The organism is Aeromicrobium sp. (assembly GCF_049586495.1).
Lineage (GTDB): Bacteria > Actinomycetota > Actinomycetes > Propionibacteriales > Nocardioidaceae > Aeromicrobium.
In genome coordinates, this window is the sequence record NZ_JBAVCB010000088.1 from 1 (window position 1) to 16,355 (window position 16,355).

The following is a 16,355-nucleotide window of genomic DNA, read 5'->3' on the forward strand; positions in this document are numbered from 1 at the left end:
GCACCATGCTGACCTCCCCGACCTCGACCTCGACCTGTGGGTCAAGGACGAGGGTGTGTTCGGTGACGGCGCGTGGGGTGGCAACAAGGTGCGCAAGCTCGAGTGGATCATTTCCGAGGCTCATCGCCGAGGTGCCGACACCCTGTTCACGGTGGGTGGTATCGGCACGCATTGGGGACTCGCGGCGGCTCTGTATGGGCGCGAACACGGTCTGCGCACGGTGCTCGGGTTGGTGGATCAGCCGGTCGACGACCACGTCCGCGACCAGCTGGACCGACTGCACAACTCCGGGGCGCACCTGCACCGGCACCGCACCGTGACTGGACTCAAGCTGGCTGCGCCGGCGATCATCACGCGCTGCCTCCTGCGCTCTCGCGGAACGATGCCGTACTACCTGCCCGCCGGGGGATCGTCGCCAATCGGCACGCTCGGGTACGTCGAGGTCGGCCTCGAGATCGCAGCCCAGGTGGACGCTGGCGTGCTGCCCGCGCCCGACACGGTCGTCACAGCGGTCGGGTCTGGCGGCACAGCAGCTGGTCTGGCCCTCGGCCTGCGCCTGGCTGGCCTCGACGCGCGCGTGCTCGGCGTCGTCGTCAACGACGCCTTTCGCCTCGACGCCATGACGATCGCGCGTCTCGCCGAGCAGACCGCAGCGCTGCTGCGCGACCGGGGCGCGGCGGTCGACGTGCAGATCACGCCCGCGGATCTGACAGCAGATCCGTCGTGGCTCGGTGCGACGTACGGAGCCACGACTCCCGAGGCCGAGGCCGCCGCGGCGTGGGCGGTCGGGTTGAGCGTTCCGCTCGAGCCGGTCTACACGTCCAAGGCGCTGGCGGCGATCCGCGCACTGGACCCCTCGCAGGCCGGTCGTGTGCTGTTCATCGCCACGCACGGGCCCCGCGGGATAGCCTGACGAGCGTGCAGGTCTTCGTCACAGGCGGCAACGGTGTCATGGGACGCTCGTCCATCAGTGCCCTGCGCGAAGCCGGTCACGACGTCGTGGCGCTGGTCCGTTCGCATGCGTCGGCCGACGTGGTGCACGCCCTGGGTGCCCGTGCCGTCTTCGGCAACGTGCACGACCACGCTTCACTCGTCGTCGGCATGGAGGGCTGCGATGCGGTGGCCAACCTGGCGACGCGAATCCCGGTGGGGTGGGGCGCGCTCCGCCCAGGGTCCCTGAAATCCGTGGACCGCATCCGGCTGAGTGGCGCGCGCACCGTCGCCGCCGCCGCCCAGCACGCTGGCGTCGGCCGCATGATCCAGCAGAGCCTCAGCTTCATCTATGCCGATGCCGCAGAGAACTGGATCGACGAGAAGTCGGCGATCGACGTCACGCGGGCCACCGAACCGCTGATCGTGGCCGAAGAACACGCCGAAGCCTTCGGAGCTGCTGGAGGCGTCGCGGTCAGCCTGCGTTTCGGCCTGGTGACCGGTGCGGATCGCAACACCGCATGGCTGTTGCGGCGGGCGTCGCGGGGCCGGTCGATCGGGCTGGGCTCGCGCGACTCATGGATGCACGTGGTGCACACCGACGACGTCGGCACGGCGATCGTCGCGGCGCTCACGGCTCCCGGCGGTGCCTACAACGTGGGAGCCGAGCCGGTTCGACGCGGCGAGTACGCCCACGCCATCGCCGTGGCGGGCGGCCGACGAGAAGCCTACTTCCTGCCCAGCTGGGTGCTGCGCGCCGGCGGGGAGAAGCTGGAGCTGTTGGTGCGGTCACAACGCGTCAGTTCTGCGCGGTTCACCGATCTTGCAGGCTGGGTGCCCACGCACCCGACCCTCACCCCGGAGTGGCTCGATGGCCTCGTCAGACACGCCTGAGGAGCGGGAGCGCCGCCTCCGCCGAGCAGCAGAGCTGATCGGCGACCTGGAGCCGCGGACGTCGCGAGACGAAACAGCCGAGGGGTGGAATGAAGACGGCGACACATCGCGCGAGGATGAGCTCCTGCGCGACGTGCCGCCGCATCACGGTTGAACGGTGCTAGGGGCGACGGGCCAGTGCGTCGCGGATCTCGCGCAGCAGGGCAGTGTCCTCGGGGACGGCCTCCGGCTCGTCGACACCCGGCGCGGTACTGCGCAGTGACTGCATCTTCTGCACCGGTACCACGATCGCCACGTAGATGACGGCCATCGTGACGACGAACACGATGATGGCGTTGATCAGCAGACCGATGTTGACGAAGGATGCCGCGCTGCCGGTGATGCTGAAGCCAAACCCCATGTCGTTGCCGCCGCCGATCGATGCGACGAGCGGATTGATGATCGAGGCGCCGAATGCCCCGACCAACGTGGTGAACGCGACGCCGATCGCGATGCCGACGGCGAGGTCGACGACGTTGCCGCGCATCAAGAAGTCCTTGAATCCCTTGAGCATGGTTGGTCCCAATCTGGTTCTCGGTGATAGGTGGACCAGCCGACGGTACCCCTGAGCCGGCGGCAGGATCAGGACGTGACCAGGACGGCCAGCCGCGCGTCGAGCGCTGCCGCCGCTAGATCAAGACCCTCGGTCCGGCTCGTGATGATTCCGACCACCGCCGCATGGCCGGCACTGTCATCGACCTGGGGCAGCAGGGCGATGACGGCGTTCTTGGCCACGATGTGTGCCTCGGTGGCATCGGTCGCCGTGGCCACCAGCTCGACCTGATCGCCGACGCGGAGGCCGGCCAACGCGGCAGGATCGTCCAGACGCACCATCGTGAGGACGGCATCAGCGCCATGGCCTGACAGGTCTCGGGGCTCGATCACCTGACGATCAGTGATGGGCTCGCCGGCCCGGATCGGCCCAGCGACGCGACGCCCGTGGGCCTGCGACCGACCGAGCGCATGTGACGGCTTGGCGACCTGTGGCACCGAGACGACGCGGACGTCGTCCGTGGCGAGCACCTGGCCGGAATCGAGGTCGCGGGCTGCCACGACGACGGGCACCACCGGGTCGGCGGCCCGGACCGACTGCAGGCCCGCGATCACCGCCAGAGCAGCGAAGGCTGCCGCCAGCGGACGGCGGTGGTCGAACAGTGCGGCACGGATCCGATCCATGCACGGACTGTAGGAATCATCGAGGCGTCACGTGGACGCCCGTCCACAAGTCAGCTGTCGGACGACGAGGACGACGTGGTGGCCGCGGCGGTGGTGGCCGCTGGGGCGCTGGCTGCAGGCGTGCTGGCAGGCTTCTTCGCGTGGTCCGTCGAGGACGTCGGACGGCTGTCGTTGCGGTAGAAGCCGGACCCCTTGAAGACCACACCGACGGCGTTGAACACCTTGCGAAGGGTGCCGCGACACGACGGGCACTGGGTCAATGCGTCGTCGCTGAAGCTCTGATGGATCTCCAGCGCCTCACCGCAGTCGGTGCACTGGTACTGGTACGTGGGCACAAGGGCTCCTGATCGAAAACGGGCTCGATCGTCAAGGGTACAGTTGTCCCCACTGTGACCGACCAACCTGCCTGCTGCCCGGTCCCCCGAGGTACTGATCGATGACCGAATGGCTCCTTCTGGCCGTCGCCTTCGCCCTGATGCTCACGTGTGGTGTGTTCGTGGCCGCCGAATTCTCCTTTGTCACGGTCGATCGTGCGACGATCGAGCGCGACGCCGCCGCAGGTGATCGCGCCGCCGTGGGCACGCTGCTGGCGCTGCGCTCGCTGTCCACCCAGCTCAGCGGAGCCCAGCTCGGCATCACCATCACCAATCTGGTCATCGGTTTTCTCGCTGAGCCGGCACTCGGAACGCTGCTCCGTGGTCCGCTGGAGGGGCTTGGTCTAGAGGGCGGCGCTCTGCGCGGCATCTCGTACGGCATCGCGATCGCGCTGAGCACGATCGTCACGATGCTGGTGGGCGAGCTGATCCCCAAGAACTTCGCGCTGGCCCTGCCGCAGCGCACTGCGGCGATCACGCAGCTGCCGCAGCGCGGATTCACCCGTGCGATGGCGTGGCCGATCCGCGCGCTCAACGGCGTGGCCAACGCGATTCTGCGAGCCATGGGTGTCGAACCCACCGAGGAGCTGCGATCGGCGAGATCTCCGGTCGAGCTGCGCTCCTTGGTGCTGCGCTCGGCTTCTGAGGGCGCCATCAGCAACCAGACCGCCGATCTCGTGGCCCGCAGCATCGCTTTCGGTGGCCGGACCGCCGCCGACGTGCGCACGCCACGCGTCCGGGTGCGTTTCATGGAGGCGCGGGACACCGCCGCGGACGTGATCGACGCCGCACGCGAGACGGGCCACTCGCGCTTTCCAGTCATCGGGCGCACACCCGATGACGTCGTGGGCATCGTGCACGTCAAGCAGGCTGTGGGCGTCGACCAGTCGCGCCGTCGGTCGGTGCGGGTGTCGGAGATTGCTGATCCGGCCACGACAGTCCCCGACAGCATCGAGCTGGATCCGCTGCTCACGTTGCTGCGGGACCAAGGCATGCAGATGGCCGTCGTGGTCGACGAGTACGGCGGCAATGACGGCATCGTCACCTTGGAGGACCTGGTCGAGGAGATCGTGGGCGACATTGCCGACGAGCACGACCGGATCTCCGAGCGCAGTCGCCATCGCCGGGATGGCACGTGGTCGCTGTCGGGACTGCTGCGACCGGACGAGGTGCTGGAACAAACCGGCATCTCGCTGCCGGAGCACGAGGACTACGAGACCATAGGCGGCCTGTTCCACGCCCGCCTGGGCCGCATCGGGGTGCGGGGCGACGTGGTTGCGCTGCAGGTGGTGCCAACGGGCAGCAGCAGCAACGACGAGGAGCCTGAGCCGATCGAGGTGATCCTGACCGTCGAGCGGATGGAGAACCGTCGGGTGGAGCGGGTCTCGATGACCGTGGGGGGTGGCACAGATGGGTGACTGGTACGGAGTCATTCTCACGGTCGTGCTGCTGGCTTTCAACGCGCTGTTCGTGGCAGCCGAATTCGCCCTGATCTCGGCACGCCGCACCCAGCTGGAACCGAGTGCTGCGGCAGGGTCGCGCACCGCGAAGCTGGCGCTGCGTTCCATGGAGAACGTCACCCAGGTCATGGCCGCTGCCCAGCTGGGTATCACGATCTGCTCCTTGGGCCTCGGTGCCGTCGGAGAGCCAGCGATCGCCCACCTGATGGAACCTGGGTTCGAGGCAGTCGGCGTCCCGGACGGATTTCTACATCCGCTCTCGTTCGTGATCGCCATGAGCATCGTGGTGTTCGCCCACGTGGTGCTCGGCGAGATGGTCCCCAAGAACCTGGCCTTGGTCGGGCCCGATCGCGCCGCGCTGGTGCTTGGTCCGTTCATGCTGGCCGTCGTGGCAGTGCTCAAGCCGTTCGTGCTGGCCCTCAACGGGATCGCCAACTGGTTCGTGCGTCTGTGCGGTGTCGAGCCCAAGGACGAGGTCGCCAGCACCTACACCCACGACGAGGTGGCTGGACTGGTCGAGGAGTCACGCCGCGAGGGCCTGCTCGACGAAGAGGAGTACGGGTTGGTGTCCGGGGCGCTCGACTTCGGCGGCGGAACCATCGATCAGGTGCTGCTACCCCTCGACGGTCTGGTCACGATCGCTCCCTCGGCCACACCGGTCGACGTCGAGGTGGCGTGCGCGGAGACGGGCTTCTCCCGCTTCCCGGTTGCCGATGCCTCGGGCGACCTCGCCGGTTACCTGCACATCAAGGATGTGCTCGAGACCGACGATGCCCGGCGCGAGATCATCGCCGACAAGTGGCTGCGTCCGCTGGCCACGGTCAAGAGCGGGTCCGGTCTGTATGACGCGCTGCGCACCATGCAGGTGCGCGGGTCACACATGGCCCGCGTGGCCGATGACGGGGGCAACGTGCTCGGCGTCATCATGCTCGAGGACGTGCTGGAGGAGCTGGTCGGTGAGATCCGCGAGGTTCCTCGCCGCTGAGCGATGCGCAGTATGCGGCACGATGCGCGCCATGGTCGGAATGACACGCATGTGACTTCTGTTCATTGACGGTCGGGTGTTTTCAATGGGGCGCATGTGACCTAAGTTGGAGGGATGCCAGCGGCCATCTGCACCCTTCGCGCCCTGGCGGCGACCGTCGCAGCGCTGCTGCTTTCCACGATGGTCACGGTGAGTGGCGCGCAGGCGGACAACCCGTCAGCGGGCCAGATCCAGGTGCGACTGGTGCAGATGCGGCACGATCTCAATGCGTTGTACGCCCGGTCGGCCGCCGCCGCCGAGCAGCTCAACGGAGCGACCTACCGACTCCAGCAGGCGAGAGTCGACCTTGCGCGACGACAAACCGCTCAGAAACAGGCTCAGGCGTCCGTCGACGATTACCGCGACGATGTCGGGACGATGACGGTCGAACGGCTCCAGACCCACGTGGCCGGGAGAGCACTGGTGTCGATCCTCGATGGACAGCAGCCCACCGACATGCTGCAACAGGCGTCAGCTCGGTCAGCCCTGGATGAGGCCATGACGGCAGAGCTGGATGCGCTCGGCGGACGCCAGGTGGCACTCGACGCCGTGACCCGTTCGGTCGAGGCCGCTGTGGCCGACCAGGCGAGGGCCCGAGCAGAACAGCTGTCGGCCCAACGCACCATCGATGAATCAATCGCTCGGGCCGAACAGATGAAGACGTCGGCAGAGGCCGAACGGGAATCGCTGCTGCGCCAGCTGGCGGTGGCCCAGGACCGACCCGTCGCCGAGGTGACGCAGGCGCAGGACCAGCTCGATGCGCGGGTCGATGAGGCTGGTCCCAGTACCGCGCCGTCGTCCGCGCCCCCACCGGAACCCACGACATCGACACCGGCTCCGGCGCCGAGGCCTGCTCCGAAGCCAGCAGCCCAGCCGGAGCCGGCCCCCCAGCCGGAGCCGGCCGACCCGCCGCCAGCGTCCGGCAACTCGGTGGAGCGGGCGATCGCCTTCGCGAGAGCCCAACTGGGCGAGAAGTACCGCTGGGGTGGGGCTGGCCCCTCGTCGTGGGACTGCTCGGGGCTCACGATGCGCGCGTGGCAGTCTGCCGGGGTGGGGATGTCGCACTACGCGGGGTCGCAGTACACCGGGTTCACGAAGGTGCCCGTCAGCAAGATCAAGCGTGGCGACCTGCTGTTCTGGAGCGATGGATCTGCCCGGTCGATCTACCACGTGGCGATGTACCTCGGCGGTGGTCGCATGATTCACGCACCGCGCCCGGGTCGCACGGTGGAGATCGTGCCAGTGACCTACTGGATCAAGCCGGATCTCGCGTCTCGTCCGGGCTGAGTCACAGCACGCGGAAGAGCCCTTGGGGGGTCAGCGCCATCTGCATCGGCAGGTCGTGGTCCTCGTGGGGCACGTCGGGCAGAACTTCATGGGCGAACACCAGCGCGCACCGCGGGACGTCGACGCCGGCAAGAGCCCGGTCGTAGAAGCCGGCCCCGCGCCCGAGGCGGTGACCATCGTGAGCGACCGCCAGGGCGGGCAGCACGATCAGGTCGCAGGTCGACGGTGTCCCCGGTCCGAGTCGAGGCCCGATGGGCTCATCCATGCCGATCGGGGCGGTGGTGGTTGGAGCTCCCGGCTCAACGAGGGACCAGTCCAGGGTGTGGTCGGGCAGCGAGATGGGTGCGACGACCTCGATGCCCCGCGTGAACAGCTCCTCGATCAGCGGGCCGGTTCCCGGTTCGGACGACATCGAGAGGTAGACGGCGACCCGGCGCGCACGCCCGAACGCCGGGGTGGCCGCGGCATGCTGCGCGATGGCGAGGGAAGCTGCGCGACGGTCGGCGTCGCTCATCGCCCGGCGCCGCATCAGCAGCTCAGCGCGCAGGTCTGACTTGGAGGTCATGACCCGACCCTAGGGCGCGAAGTCTCCTACGCTGGGTCCATGGGTGCCGACGAGGATCTGGAGCGACGCATTCTCGCGATGCTCGACGCCCGCGCGCGCACCTCGACGATCTGCCCCTCGGACGTCGCCCGCGAAGCGGCGCCGGAAGACTGGCGGCCACTGATGGAGCCGGTGCGTCGTGCTGCCCGCCGTCTGGTCGACCGTGGCGAGGTCGAGATCACCCAGCAGGGAGATGTCGTCGATCTCGCCACCGCCACGGGCCCCATTCGAATACGTCGAATTTAGCCGTCAGCAGCATCGGCATCGAGGGCCACAGTGGCATCCACCTCGAGCCGGAAGTCGGGGTGGACAAGGCCCGCGACCTGCACGAGCGAGCTTGCGGGTAGGTGCTGAGGGTCCACGTACCGATCCCGCACCGCCCTCACGTGCTCGAGATCAGCCATGTCGCGCAGGTAGAAGTTCATCTTCACGACCTGACTCCACGACGCGCCGACAGCCTCCAGGGCAGCGCTCAGATTTTGGAAGACCTGCTCACCCTGTGCAGCTGCGGATCCAAGGACGGGCGTACCGTCAGGGCGCACGGGCATTTGCCCGGAGATGTGGGCGAGCACGCCCGAGGCGACCGTGACCTGGCTGTAGCCCGTGGACGACGGCATCCCGGCCGGACATGGGTGGTGCTTGATCAACGGGATCTCCTCACGGCGGAGCAGCAGGCCGAGTCGGCCTGGCACCCTTAAGATAACCGGGATGTCGGGTCTGGAGATGGCGCAGGAGCGAATGCGGTCCGCAGGTGTGGCCGAGCGAGCGATCGACGTGTTCACGGCGTTCTACCGTCAGCTGGGCGAGGGAGCTACGGGACTCATCCGCGAAGAGGAGGTCTCGCCGCTGGAGGACATCGAGCACGCCAGCGCGTTGCAGGTCTCGGAGGCGGACTGTCGCGCGGCCGCCGACGTCACTGCCGTCATCAAGCTGAACGGGGGCCTGGGCACCTCGATGGGTCTTGACCGTGCCAAGACCCTCCTGCCCGTCCGCACGGGCCACAACTTCTTGGATGTCATTGCGGGACAAGTCATGCACGTCCGCGCCGAGTGGGGTGTGCGGGTGCCGGTCATCTTCATGAACAGCTTCCGCACGCGTGAGGACTCGCTGGCATCCCTGGCGAAGCACGACGGACTCGCGGTGGAGGGATTGCCGCTGGACTTCCTGCAGAACCAGGAACCCAAGCTCAGCGCTGATGACCTCGCGCCGGTCGAGTGGCCGGCCGATCCCACCCTCGAGTGGTGCCCGCCGGGCCACGGCGACCTCTACACCGCACTTGAGGTTTCGGGCGTGCTGGCGACCCTGATCGAACAGGGCTACCGGTACGCCACGGTGTCCAACGCCGACAATCTGGGAGCCGCACCCGACCCCCAGATGATGGGCTGGTTCGCCGCCACTGGCGCACCCTATGCCGCCGAGGTGTGCCGCCGCACTCCCGCCGACGTCAAGGGCGGCCACCTGGTGGTGCGAAACAGCGACGGCCGGCTGGTGTTGCGGGAAACGGCGCAGACCGCACCGGAAGACGCGGCCGCGGCCAGCGACCTGCTGCGTCACCGCTACTTCCACACCAACAACCTCTGGTTCGATCTGCACGCCCTGAATGATCTGCTGCGCGAGCGCCATGGCGTTCTCGGTCTGCCTCTGATTCGCAACGCCAAGACCGTGGATCCGTCCGATCCGTCGTCGACGAAGGTGGTGCAGATCGAGTCGGCCATGGGGGCGGCGGTCGAGGTCTTCGACGGCGCCACCGCCATCGAGGTCGACCGCTCGCGGTTCCTTCCGGTCAAGACGACCAACGATCTGCTGCTGCTGCGGTCAGACGTCTACGGCGTCGGTGACGACCACCGGGTGCGAGCGCAGATCGCCGCGCCGCCACTGATCGACCTCGACCGGCGCTTCTTCACGACCATCGCCGACTTCGATGCCCGCATCCCGACGCCGCCGTCGTTGGTCGACGCGACCGCGCTCACGGTGCGTGGCGACTGGCGGTTCGGGCGCGATGTCGCTGTGCGCGGCGACGTGACGCTCGAGGACGGTGGGACGCCGCAGAGCGTCGCGCCGGGCGCCCGACTGGGTGACGGCTAGGCTGGCCGGCATGGGAACGGATGACGCGACACCCCCCGAGGGCTCGCCCCCCGCGGACCCGGAACCCACACCCGAGCCGGAACTTGAGTCTTCGAAATTGCAACAGCGGCCGCGCCCGGCCAGCATCGCCGAGGGCCGTCTGACCGTTGAAGATCATCTCGAGAACATTCTGCGCGGCGTCGGCCCTCTCACGGCCTACGACCAGCCGCTGGTCGAGTCGTTGGGACTTCCGCTGCACGAAGGCTTCGTGAGTGAGATCGATCTGCCGCGCTTCGACAATGCCTCGATGGACGGGTACGCCGTCCGTGCGGACGATGTCGCCGGCGCGACCAAGGACTCGCCGGTCGTGCTGCCGGTCGTGGGCGAGATTGCCGCCGGCTCGGCCAAGCCGTTCGCGATCAGCGGGGGCACGGCCGTCAAGATCATGACCGGGGCACCGATCCCGCGTGGCGCCGACGCGGTCGTGCCGTACGAGGCGACCGATCGCGGCAACAACCGGGTCAGCATCACCGAGCCGGCCGACGTCGGCGCGTGCATCAGACGTCAGGGCACCGACGTCAAGACCGGCGACGAGGTCCTGGCCGGTGGCACTGTGCTGGGGCCTCGCGAGATCGGGCTGCTCGCCTCCTTGGGCGCCCCGCGCGTCCGGGCCCGACCGCGCCCTCGCGTGGTGGTGCTCTCCACCGGGTCGGAGCTGCGTGAACCGGGCACCCACCTGGATTACGACTCGATCTTCGACGGCAACAGCTACATGCTCGCGGCAGCGATCCGCAGCGCGGGAGCAATCTGTTACCGCGTCGGTGCGGTCGACGACAATCCCAAGACTTTTCGTCGGGTGCTTTCCGACCAGCTGGTGCGCGCAGATCTGGTCGTCACCAGCGGCGGCATCAGCAAGGGCGATCACGACGTCGTCAAGGAGACCCTGTCGGCGCTCGGCACGGTTGACTTCGTCGAGGTCGCGATGCAGCCCGGCAAGCCGCAAGGGTTCGGCAAGGTCTTCGACGAGCAGACGCCGATCATCACCCTGCCAGGCAACTCGGTGTCGGCCTATGTCTCATTCGAGGTCTTCGTGCTGCCCGCCATCCGCCGCATGATGGGCCGCACGCCGTATCGCCGCCCCATGGTGCACGCGGTGCTGGCGCAGGACGTCGAGTCCCGCCCCGGCGTCCGACAGTACCTGCGGGGCGTCTTCGAGGTCACCCACCGCGGCGCCAAGGTCACCCCGCTCGAGGGCACGGGCTCCCACCTGGTGGGAGCACTGGCCCAGGCCAACGCCCTGATCATCGTGGGTGAGGACCAGACGGCGCTCAACATGGGCGACACCGTGCGCACGCTCGTGCTCGACCGGCCGTTTTGATGCTGGGGTTGCCATGACCGACAAATTCACCCATCTTGACGAAGCGGGTGCTGCGCGGATGGTCGACGTCACGGACAAGGCCGTCACGGCTCGCACCGCCACAGCCCGTGGACGCGTCGAGGTCAGCACCCACGTCATCGAGCTGCTGCGTGGTGACGGTGTGCCCAAGGGCGATGCCATCGCGACAGCGCGCATCGCCGGCATCATGGCCGCCAAGCGCACGCCTGATCTGGTGCCCCTGTGTCACCCCCTCGCGATCAGCGGAGTCGAGGTCGATCTGACGGTCGAGGACGAGGCCGTCGAGATCACCGCCACGGTCCGCACGGCGGACCGCACGGGTGTTGAGATGGAGGCGTTGACCGCCGTCACGGTCGCGGCACTCACCGTCATCGACATGGTCAAGGCGGTCGACAAGGCCGCCCGCATCACTGACGTCGAGGTCGTGGCCAAGTCAGGCGGCAAGAGCGGCGACTGGACACGCGCATGACCTACACGGCTGCTGTCGTGGTCGCGTCCAACCGCGCGGCCGCAGGAGTCTATGAGGACACCACGGGACCGTTGCTGGTCGCCGCCCTGCGTGAGTGGGGCTTCGACACCCCAGAACCGGTGGTCGTCCCGGACGGTGCGCCGGTTGGTCACGCGGTGTCCGACGCGATCAGGTCCGAGGTTGCCGTCGTGCTCACCACGGGCGGCACCGGCATCAATCCCACCGACCGCACGCCTGACGAAGTTGCCCCGCTGCTCGACCGCACCTTGCCGGGCGTGTCCGAAGCCATCCGCGCCCACGGCATCGCCCAGGGCGTGCCGACGGCTGCGTTGTCGCGCGGGGTGGCTGGAGTGGCTGGCCGCACTCTGGTCGTCACCCTGCCGGGATCCAGCGGGGGAGTGCGCGACGGCATCGCCGTGCTGGCCCATCTCGTCCCCCATGCCGTCGACCAGCTGGCGGGTGGCGACCACCCCGGGCCTGCGTTGTGAGCCCCGGCTGGCCAGTCGAGCTTCAGCACGGCTCGGTCGGGCTGCGGCCGCTGCGCCGCCGTGACGCGTCGACCTGGTCACGTTTGCGGCGCGCGAATGCTCAGTGGCTCGGACCGTGGGATGCCAGCCTGCCGGCCGAGGCAGGTCCGCCGGCGACCTCGTTCGTCGCGATGACTGTCCTCATGCGACGTCGGGCGCGTCAGGGTCTGTCCATGCCGTTCGTGATCACGTGGGAGGGCGAGATGGTCGGCATGGTGACGGTCAGCAACATCACGTGGGGATCGGCCCGGATGGGAACCATCGGCTACTGGGTCGCACAGAGCCACGCAGGTCGCGGCATCACGCCGATCGGCGTGGCGCTGGTGTGCGACCACCTGTTCACCACGGTCGGCCTGCATCGGGTCGAGATCGCGATTCGGCCGGAGAATGCGGCAAGCCTGCGGATCGTCGCGAAGCTGGGCTTCGCCGAGATCGGGCTGGCGCCGGGATATCTGCACATCGCCGGCAGCTGGCGTGACCACCGCGTGTTCCAGCTGCTGGCCGAAGACGCGCCACGTGGCGTCCTCAGCCGCGCGACAAGAACCACTTGAGTCACATCCGTCACACATTGGACAGCGACACACGCACGATGCTCCCGGAGAACTGGTCGGTCAGGATCTACCGTTTGGCACGTGGGAGCGAGCAGCGGATTGATCATCGCATTCGTCGTTGCGGTATGGGCGGCGTACTTCGTCCCGCTCGTCCTGCGCCGCTACGACGAGGCCGGCAAGAATGCCTCGGTGGACGACGCAGGCACCACAGGTCGCGTCATCGCGCCGGCCGCTTCGGCAGCGTCCGTGCACCCGTCCTCACCCTTGACGATCGACCGTCCCGCGGCCCGTCTGGCGGCCCGACGCAGGCGCCGCACGCTGCTCACGCTCATCGCCCTGTTCGTCCTCACCGCCGTCCTCGCCATGGCCTCCGTCGTGCCGTGGCTTGGCGTCATGGTGCCTGTCGTGCTGATCCTGGCGTGGCTGGTCGCCTGCCGTGTGCAGGTGCGCGGCGAGCGCGGACTGTCCAGGCCACGCGACCGCTCCACGGAAGCATTCTCTGGCACGGCAGCCGACGAAGAAGACACGGTCATCGTGTCCGGCCAGTACGAAGAGGTCGATCCCGCCCGCCCGCACGTGATGGAGGAGACCTCCCTGGCGGTGGACGCCCTCGACGATCAGATCGTCATCGCGGTCCCGAGCGTCTCCACCGCCGGTGTCGCCCTGTGGGACCCGCTGCCGGTCACCGTGCCCACCTACGTGACCAAACCACGCGCTGGTCGTACCGTCCGAACCATCGACTTCACCAAGCCCGGTGCCTGGACCTCGGGCCACATCGAGGGCGAGAACCAGACGCTCCCGCAGCGCGACCAAGCGGCTGTGTCCGCCGAAGAACGCCGCGCCGTCAACGGCTGACCTGCCTGATAAAGTTCCGGCCGAGGGGCATTGGCGCAGTTGGTAGCGCGCTTCGTTCGCATCGAAGAGGTCAGGAGTTCGAATCTCCTATGCTCCACTCGTAGGTCGTCCAGTGATTGGATTCGCCTTCAATCGGGTACGTGTCACGCATGACCACACACGAGGACACCCCTGACGACAGCCCGCGTGACCCCGATCGGCCCGACCACCGCGGCGAGGCCGTCGTCGGAGACACGGTGGCCCGCGAGAAATTCGGCGGCCTCAACGTGGGCGCAGCCTTCTTCGGCTGGATCGTCGCCATCGGCGTCGCCATCCTCCTGGCCGGCATCGTCGGCGCGGTCCTGACAGCAGTGGGTTCCTCGGTCGAGATCACCCAATCGGATGCAGCGCGTGAAGCCGGCACGATCGGCCTGTCCACCGCCATCGTTCTTCTGGTGATTCTTGCGCTGGCCTACTACGCCGGCGGATACGTCGCCGGTCGCATGTCACGATTCGACGGGGCTCGCCAAGGTGTCGGGGTGTGGGTGCTCGGTCTGCTCGTGACGGTCATCGCCATCGCGCTCGGCGCGATCTTCGGCGATCAGTACAACGTGCTGGATCGCGTCGACCTGCCGCGCATCCCGTTGTCGACTGAGCAGCTCGGCTGGAGTGCCGTGATTGCGGGCGTCGCGGTGGTGCTGGTCACCTTGATGTCGGCCGTTCTCGGCGGCACCCTCGGTCACCGCTATCACGATCGGGTCGACCGGGCCGTCCGTCGCTGACGCGCGATCCTGCGCCCACCGGTCACGGCGGCATAGCCCAGCAGAGCGACCGCCGCCCACGGCAGCATGGTGCCAGCAACCTCGACCGCGCCGTTGAGCGCGGCGATCAAGGAGTTCCAGCCACGGGTGAGGCCGCCGAAGAAGCCGTCAGGATCGACATCGTCGATCTGCTCGTCCTGCACCAGCTCGATGTCGAGCCGGGCCAGGTCGACGTCCTCACCGATGGCGTCCCGCTGGCTGGTCATCGCCTCCAGCTCTGACTGGCGTTGGGTCAGTGCGTTCTCGGCCGCCACGACGTCGGCGCTCTGGTCCGCCTGCGAGAGGATCTTCTCCAGCCGATCGATGGAGATCTTGAGCGCGCGGATGCGGGCATCGAGGTCAACCACCGTGCTGGTCACGTCGTCGTTCTGCAACGAGACCGAGACGACATCGCCGCTCTGGGACAGCTGGTCCACGGCTTGGCTGAGTCGGGCGCTCGGCACACGAACCGTGAGGTAGGCCGATGCTGTCTTGCCGCTGCCGGACTCGTTGCGGGAGTCGACGCGTCCGCCGAGTGATTCGATGCGACCGACGACGCGGCTGACCTCGCGACGCGGGTTGTTGACCACGACGGTGGCCGATCCGGTGCGGACGATCTGGCGAACGTCGGTGTCGACGGCCTCGGTGGTCGCGGCCCCGCCGTCCGATGCTGACGTCACGACGCTGCTGCCCTGCAGGAGGGAGGCGCCGACGCCAGCGATCACGATGACGGTGGCTGCCGCCACGATGCTGGCCCCTGCGCGTCGGACGCGACGCCCTCGGGCACGGACGTTGGTGTCGACTGCGCCCATGACCGCGGCGCGCATGGCGTCGACTCGGTCATCTAGCAAGGTGGGTGTGCTCATGATGTCTCCCTCACGGCCCGCAGGTCAGAGCGCAGCTGTGCGCGGACCCGGGACAATCGATTGCGAACGCTGCCGTGGCTCACGCCGAGCTCGCGGGCTGCTGCCTCGTAGGGGTGGTCTCCCTCGATGCAGAGTCCGTAGAGCCGCTGGTCCAGAACAGACAGTCGGCTCACGGCGTCATCGATCCGGTCTTGCACCTCGGATGCGACGGCGACCCGCTCCACGTCGGACGTCGGATCCTCCACGTCCTGATCGATCTGCGAGGAGCGGTCGGCTTCGCGACGGTGCCGGCGATGGGTGTTGAGGGCGATGAACCGGGCCGTGACCATCAACCACGGCAGAATTGACTCGTCCACGATCCGCACCGATCGCGACTTCTCCCACAACGTGACGAACGCGTCCTGACTGACCTCCTCAGCCAGCGCAGCATCACGCACCACTCGGTGGGCCTGCCAGTACACCGCGCGCACGTGTCGGTCGTAGATCTGCTCGAACGCAACCCGATCGCCTGAGCCGCTGCGCTGGAGCAGCACCTCGTCGGGGATGTCGTCGAGCGGCACGGATTTCTCCTTCATGGTGGACCTGTTGAGCGTCTCACCCTGAACATGTCGTCAGAACCGCGATCGTCTCACCGCTCATCGTGTCCGCCATGGCAATAGCCCAAGAGAACCACAAAAGATGGTTCGGAAAGTGCGTAACTTTTTGGACTTTTAGCCCTAGGTTCTTCCTTGGGAGCGTCACCGATCGGTGGCGAGATTCAACAACTGAGGGAGCAATTATGTTCAACCGTGCCATCGCTTACGTCCTGGCCACCATCTTGGCTGACAAGAATGACGAGAAGGGCGCCACTGCTGTGGAGTACGCGCTCGTGATCGGCCTCGCGTCGCTCGTCATCGTTGGCGCGCTCGCGGCCTTTGGCCCGAAGCTGACCCTCTTCGTCAACGGACTCAGCTTCTCCTGAGGCAGTTGCCGGCAGCTCGACTGCCAGCATCCAGGACCTCGCGAACAGGGGTGGGCTCGGTGTAGCCCGCCCTTGTTCGCGTCAGGCCATGAACCGAGA

The 16,355-nt window shown here is 67.8% G+C and carries 21 protein-coding genes and 1 tRNA gene; 15 read left to right on the forward strand and 7 right to left on the reverse strand.

Annotation, left to right across the window (positions count from 1 at the left end; translation table 11 throughout):
- A partial coding sequence (locus WB508_RS04880) for a pyridoxal-phosphate dependent enzyme (RefSeq protein ID WP_423843756.1) occupies window positions 1-913 on the forward strand: 913 nt, incomplete at its 5' end.
- Window positions 914-918: 5 nt separating this feature from the next.
- Window positions 919-1,824: an NAD-dependent epimerase/dehydratase family protein gene (locus WB508_RS04885; RefSeq protein WP_423843757.1), complete on the forward strand. Its 906-nt coding sequence runs from the start codon at window positions 919-921 to the stop codon at window positions 1,822-1,824.
- A 160-nt stretch (window positions 1,825-1,984) separates the two neighbouring features.
- Here the strand turns inward: WB508_RS04885 and mscL are convergent, their stop codons facing one another.
- From mscL to WB508_RS04900, 3 genes are all read right to left on the reverse strand, one after another.
- Window positions 1,985-2,377 (reverse strand): large conductance mechanosensitive channel protein MscL, encoded by a 393-nt coding sequence (mscL, locus tag WB508_RS04890; RefSeq protein ID WP_423843758.1) that lies wholly within the window; start codon window positions 2,375-2,377, stop codon window positions 1,985-1,987.
- A gap of 68 nt (window positions 2,378-2,445) precedes the next feature.
- Window positions 2,446-3,039: an SAF domain-containing protein gene (locus WB508_RS04895; RefSeq protein WP_423843759.1), complete on the reverse strand. Its 594-nt coding sequence runs from the start codon at window positions 3,037-3,039 to the stop codon at window positions 2,446-2,448.
- A 50-nt stretch (window positions 3,040-3,089) separates the two neighbouring features.
- Window positions 3,090-3,374, reverse strand: coding sequence for an FmdB family zinc ribbon protein (locus WB508_RS04900; RefSeq protein WP_423843760.1), 285 nt, complete (start codon window positions 3,372-3,374; stop codon window positions 3,090-3,092).
- A gap of 101 nt (window positions 3,375-3,475) precedes the next feature.
- Here WB508_RS04900 and WB508_RS04905 point away from each other — a divergent pair, with 101 nt between their 5' ends.
- From WB508_RS04905 to WB508_RS04915, 3 genes are all read left to right on the forward strand, one after another.
- Window positions 3,476-4,831: a hemolysin family protein gene (locus tag WB508_RS04905; RefSeq protein WP_423843761.1), complete on the forward strand. Its 1,356-nt coding sequence runs from the start codon at window positions 3,476-3,478 to the stop codon at window positions 4,829-4,831.
- A complete protein-coding gene (locus WB508_RS04910; protein WP_423843762.1) occupies window positions 4,824-5,858 on the forward strand; it encodes a hemolysin family protein in 1,035 nt (344 codons plus the stop codon). The genes WB508_RS04905 and WB508_RS04910 overlap by 8 nt, the downstream gene beginning before the upstream one ends.
- A gap of 114 nt (window positions 5,859-5,972) precedes the next feature.
- Complete coding sequence (locus tag WB508_RS04915; protein ID WP_423843763.1) at window positions 5,973-7,184, forward strand: NlpC/P60 family protein; 1,212 nt, start codon at window positions 5,973-5,975, stop codon at window positions 7,182-7,184.
- A gap of 1 nt (window position 7,185) precedes the next feature.
- Here the strand turns inward: WB508_RS04915 and WB508_RS04920 are convergent, their stop codons facing one another.
- On the reverse strand, window positions 7,186-7,749 hold the full coding sequence (locus WB508_RS04920; protein ID WP_423843764.1) for a 5-formyltetrahydrofolate cyclo-ligase: 564 nt from the start codon (window positions 7,747-7,749) through the stop codon (window positions 7,186-7,188).
- A 39-nt stretch (window positions 7,750-7,788) separates the two neighbouring features.
- Between WB508_RS04920 and WB508_RS04925 the strand changes: the two genes are divergently transcribed.
- Window positions 7,789-8,034 (forward strand): DUF3253 domain-containing protein, encoded by a 246-nt coding sequence (locus tag WB508_RS04925; protein WP_423843765.1) that lies wholly within the window; start codon window positions 7,789-7,791, stop codon window positions 8,032-8,034.
- On the opposite strand, the gene WB508_RS04930 is transcribed toward WB508_RS04925, so the two are convergent.
- Window positions 8,031-8,480, reverse strand: coding sequence for a RidA family protein (locus tag WB508_RS04930; RefSeq protein ID WP_423843766.1), 450 nt, complete (start codon window positions 8,478-8,480; stop codon window positions 8,031-8,033). The two genes, WB508_RS04925 and WB508_RS04930, sit on opposite strands and share 4 nt — an antisense overlap.
- A 16-nt stretch (window positions 8,481-8,496) precedes the next feature.
- Here WB508_RS04930 and WB508_RS04935 point away from each other — a divergent pair, with 16 nt between their 5' ends.
- The 8 genes from WB508_RS04935 (at window position 8,497) to WB508_RS04970 (ending at window position 14,411) form a co-directional block, all read left to right on the forward strand.
- Window positions 8,497-9,873 (forward strand): UTP--glucose-1-phosphate uridylyltransferase, encoded by a 1,377-nt coding sequence (locus WB508_RS04935; protein WP_423843767.1) that lies wholly within the window; start codon window positions 8,497-8,499, stop codon window positions 9,871-9,873.
- 97 nt (window positions 9,874-9,970) lie between these two features.
- Window positions 9,971-11,230: a gephyrin-like molybdotransferase Glp gene (gene glp / locus WB508_RS04940; RefSeq protein ID WP_423843768.1), complete on the forward strand. Its 1,260-nt coding sequence runs from the start codon at window positions 9,971-9,973 to the stop codon at window positions 11,228-11,230.
- 13 nt (window positions 11,231-11,243) lie between these two features.
- Window positions 11,244-11,717 carry a cyclic pyranopterin monophosphate synthase MoaC gene (gene moaC / locus WB508_RS04945; protein ID WP_423843769.1) on the forward strand — a complete coding sequence of 158 codons (474 nt, stop codon included), beginning with the start codon at window positions 11,244-11,246 and terminating at the stop codon, window positions 11,715-11,717.
- Complete coding sequence (locus WB508_RS04950; protein ID WP_423843770.1) at window positions 11,714-12,205, forward strand: MogA/MoaB family molybdenum cofactor biosynthesis protein; 492 nt, start codon at window positions 11,714-11,716, stop codon at window positions 12,203-12,205. The genes moaC and WB508_RS04950 overlap by 4 nt, the downstream gene beginning before the upstream one ends.
- Window positions 12,202-12,795, forward strand: a complete 594-nt coding sequence (locus WB508_RS04955; protein WP_423843771.1) for a GNAT family N-acetyltransferase — start codon at window positions 12,202-12,204, stop codon at window positions 12,793-12,795. The genes WB508_RS04950 and WB508_RS04955 overlap by 4 nt, the downstream gene beginning before the upstream one ends.
- Before the next feature lie 81 nt (window positions 12,796-12,876).
- Entirely contained in the window at window positions 12,877-13,650 is a 774-nt protein-coding gene (locus WB508_RS04960) for a hypothetical protein (protein ID WP_423843772.1), read from the forward strand.
- Between the two features lie 24 nt (window positions 13,651-13,674).
- A tRNA-Ala gene (locus tag WB508_RS04965) sits at window positions 13,675-13,747 on the forward strand.
- A 52-nt stretch (window positions 13,748-13,799) separates the two neighbouring features.
- Complete coding sequence (locus WB508_RS04970; RefSeq protein ID WP_423843773.1) at window positions 13,800-14,411, forward strand: hypothetical protein; 612 nt, start codon at window positions 13,800-13,802, stop codon at window positions 14,409-14,411.
- Here WB508_RS04970 and WB508_RS04975 read toward each other — a convergent pair.
- The gene (locus WB508_RS04975) at window positions 14,378-15,295 is read right to left on the reverse strand and encodes a DUF4349 domain-containing protein (RefSeq protein WP_423843774.1); all 918 of its coding nucleotides are present in this window, start codon (window positions 15,293-15,295) and stop codon (window positions 14,378-14,380) included. The genes WB508_RS04970 and WB508_RS04975 overlap by 34 nt on opposite strands.
- Window positions 15,292-15,870, reverse strand: coding sequence for an RNA polymerase sigma factor (locus WB508_RS04980; protein ID WP_423843775.1), 579 nt, complete (start codon window positions 15,868-15,870; stop codon window positions 15,292-15,294). The genes WB508_RS04975 and WB508_RS04980 overlap by 4 nt, the downstream gene beginning before the upstream one ends.
- A gap of 203 nt (window positions 15,871-16,073) precedes the next feature.
- Between WB508_RS04980 and WB508_RS04985 the strand changes: the two genes are divergently transcribed.
- Window positions 16,074-16,256, forward strand: coding sequence for a Flp family type IVb pilin (locus tag WB508_RS04985; RefSeq protein ID WP_423843776.1), 183 nt, complete (start codon window positions 16,074-16,076; stop codon window positions 16,254-16,256).
- Window positions 16,257-16,355 lie beyond the last annotated feature (99 nt).